The following is a 3155-nucleotide window of genomic DNA, read 5'->3' as shown; positions in this document are numbered from 1 at the left end:
ACCGCAGACCCGGGGCGATCCACCCTGCGGTGCGGCAAAATAGTGTCGGCGACGAGGTTGCCGTTAGGGTGCACGGTAGGGTCATGGTTCGGTCAGATGAAGGTGTGGTAACTCTCATCTTGCCCCGGTCAGTACCTCTGTATGTTGTGCCACCCCGGATCCCCATCACGGGTCAGCTACGCACTCCCAAACGAGAAGAGCCGCATAACCTCGCGGCACGCTTCACTCAGGTACAACCTGCGCAGGCACACTCGGTCATCAACGTGCGATCGATCCGCTCGACACTCCCCACTGACCTTCGCCCATTCCCAGCAGTGCAGCCTGGTCCCCTACCGACCAACCGGCCTCAGTGAGCGCGGATACCGCGTCCCGAACTCTGAAATCGCGAGCTGGGTCGCACCGTCCGGAGTTGGACCGACTGTGGGACAGGCTGCGTCATGGGGACACGGTGGTGGTGTGGCGGTTGGACCGGTTGGGCCGCTCGGTTCCGCATCTGATCGATCAGTTGGAGGATCTCCAGGCCCGCGGGGTCGGGTTCGTCTCGTTGCAGGAGACCATTGACACGACCACTCCGGGTGGCCGGCTGGTGTTCCATGTGTTCTCGGCGTTGGCGCAGTTCGAACGTGATCTGGCGATCGAGCGCACCACTGCCGGTCTGGCGGCGGCCAGGGCACGGGGTAGGGTTGGGGGTCGGCCGAAGAAGCTCACCGCACAGCAAACCGCCACTGCTCGCTCACTGTATGAGTCGAAGACGATGACGGTCGCGGAGATCGGACGTGTTCTCGGGGTCAGTCGCTCAACGATCTACCGGGGACTTGAGGCGAAATGGAAAAAATAAATCCTTGCACGCTATGCGGAACTACAAACAACCTGGGCTAACAGCTGAAGTAATCTCTCCTTTCGATAGACAGTATAGTATTGATTGCGGTGTCTCCCGGTGGGATATACGGATCTTCTTTGTCTCCTTTAGTAAGCCGAGAGGGCCCCACGCTGCACGCGGGCTCATCTAAAGCAAATGAGGAAATATATATTTCGGAAGAATTCTCACGCTGGTGCGAGACTGTGGCAACAGAGTCCTCAAAAGTGACTGATGCAGTTGCGCTGTTGCCGGGAAGCAAGGTTGACCACTCTACGGTACCACTGTCATTAAGGGGAACCGATGATAGCCTACCGTCCTTGTAAATGGTATAAAAAACCCCATCATATGTGTGCGAGTAGCGCTCGGCACCCCAATCGCTTGCGTTCTCTATTACCGGCCCCATCTTTGGATTGCGTAGGCGGTGTGCAGCTTCGTCGTAATCCATAGATACACTCGACGCGGATCCGTCCTTCCTTTCGGAAATGTATGATATCTTGTTCGAATCGCATCCAAGATCGGGCTGCCCCGACGGCGACTTCACTGGACTGGAAGTGCTAAACGTGTTGACTGACCCGTCAGTTTCAACTCTCGTTACACTCAGATCTGAGTACTCCTGACCATCAACATCCTTCAATGCACCTTCGTGCATCCAAAACAAGCGACCATCGTCACAAGAGTTTATAGAACGTATCGGGTCTTCTGTTTTGTATTCTCCTATCACCCCCCCGCGCGAAAGACGAAATATTTTCACACTTTCCGGTAGGCCCCCCTCTGGATCGGGGAACATGAAAGACACATATTCTGAGTTGTTGGAGCTATCCGCATACAGCACCTGACCGCTAGTGTTGATATCTATAGTCTTGGCCACTTCAAGTTCACTGGTGACGTACGATATCCCCTCGGCGGTGGTCACGGCAAAGTACTGACCGAGACGGACCACCTTAGAGTTGTAAACATCAGACAGTTCGATAGTTCTACCCTCGGATTCGGCAGAATCCTCAGTTATCGAAATCTTCTGCTTGCTCTCGCCATCAATAATGGTATTATTCCAGGTGTTATCTTGTACTAGTAAATCTGTTCCTAACGGATCCTGCAATACAAGGCCACTCTGCTGATCGAAAGGAGATTCCTGAAATCCGCACCCGGAAGAAGTAAATAGCAGTAATGCTAGCGAGCTCGACATGGAACAATATCGTAAAAAGCTAGAATTCACTTGAACTCGGTCACATTTATCGAGTTGTAAATGTCAATCGGATATACTCCGGCACGGTACGTCGATACATACTTGTTCGTACCAATATCAAGTTTTCCATTCGTGGCCGACATATAAGCAGCCCATACCAGTGAGCTGCAGTTGAAAGAAGTTGACTGGCGCGTGGTGGCCCGAGTTCCGGCAAAATTCGAGTTATACGAAGATCCTACCTTGCTTATCGCAAATTGGGCTGCAGAGGTCCGGTTGGATCCGGTAGTATCTACCGATAGATACTTCGGAGCACAAACACCTCGACGCTCGCTTCCACTAATTCTCCGAACTCCTTCGGTTTTTCCAACCGCCTCGACAGTTTCAATTTTATTGGGATCGCTGCTAGAATTTCCGACAAAAATTCCCATGTGCCCATGGTTGATATCAACACCCTTGACGGTCGTTGTGGCTCCCGAATAGAAAATATCCCCTCGATTGGTTCGGCTGTTTCCGGGTTTTATCAACTGGCTGGGGGAACAATCGTTACTCATGCCGGAATCAATGGCTCTGAGTAGATTCTGTGGTGACGAGTTGGAAGATTCTTCTCTAAGTCGCTCTATCTCGTCGTTGGATGCTTGAATTGACTCGTTGGCCTGTGTGAGCGCATCAAAGAAACCTGTAGCGACGTCAACGCCGTTGTTCACGAATAGATCTCGAATCTGCGTGCAGAAAGCCTCTATATTATCACCATCCATATCGAGCTTATTCATTAACTCGGGGATAGGGCTTCCGTATCCGAATATTGATCCTCCGGAAAATTTCTGTTCGTACTTAATCGAGTCTTGGGTTTGAGCATCTTCTATTGGATACCCTAGGTTTCCTCCTTCGTAGCCTTGGTCTGCCCATTGATCGAGTATGTCACCAGTGATGGGATGTGCGCCGTGGGTGGGGTGCCAGTAGAGCATGCCGCCGACGAACCTGTTGAACCTCCCAACACCGTCGGGTGTGCTGGCTTCGTCGGTGGTGGGGTAGCCGAGGGGTCCGCCTTCTGCTCCGGTGGCGACCCACTTGTCGTAGATGAGCCCTTCGATACTGGCGAGGCCGGCGAGGGAA

2 protein-coding genes and 1 pseudogene are annotated in these 3155 nt (G+C 52.7%); 1 reads left to right on the top strand and 2 read right to left on the bottom strand.

Translation table 11 applies throughout. The features are described from left to right. The first annotated feature begins 349 nt into the window (after positions 1–349). A complete protein-coding gene (locus CVA01_RS14575; RefSeq protein WP_073884826.1) occupies positions 350–838 on the top strand; it encodes a recombinase family protein in 489 nt (162 codons plus the stop codon). 37 nt (positions 839–875) lie between these two features. Here the strand turns inward: CVA01_RS14575 and CVA01_RS14570 are convergent, their stop codons facing one another. Together CVA01_RS14570 and CVA01_RS14565 are read right to left on the bottom strand one after the other, a co-directional pair. After that, the gene (locus CVA01_RS14570; protein ID WP_141331792.1) at positions 876–2042 is read right to left on the bottom strand and encodes a hypothetical protein; all 1167 of its coding nucleotides are present in this window, start codon (positions 2040–2042) and stop codon (positions 876–878) included. 26 nt (positions 2043–2068) lie between these two features. Further along, a pseudogene (locus CVA01_RS14565) lies at positions 2069–3155 on the bottom strand (hypothetical protein); the annotation flags it as partial.

Origin of the sequence: Corynebacterium variabile, from assembly GCF_006539825.1 — a bacterium.
Classification (GTDB): domain Bacteria; phylum Actinomycetota; class Actinomycetes; order Mycobacteriales; family Mycobacteriaceae; genus Corynebacterium; species Corynebacterium variabile.
Note: the sequence above shows the minus strand (reverse complement) of the source record. Positions and strands in the feature narration are given on the sequence as shown.

Excerpts from the sequence above, each read along its gene's own strand:
- CVA01_RS14570 (WP_141331792.1), bottom strand. The coding sequence starts at position 2,042 with ATGTCGAGCTCGCTAGCATTACTGCTATTTACTTCTTCCGGGTGCGGA.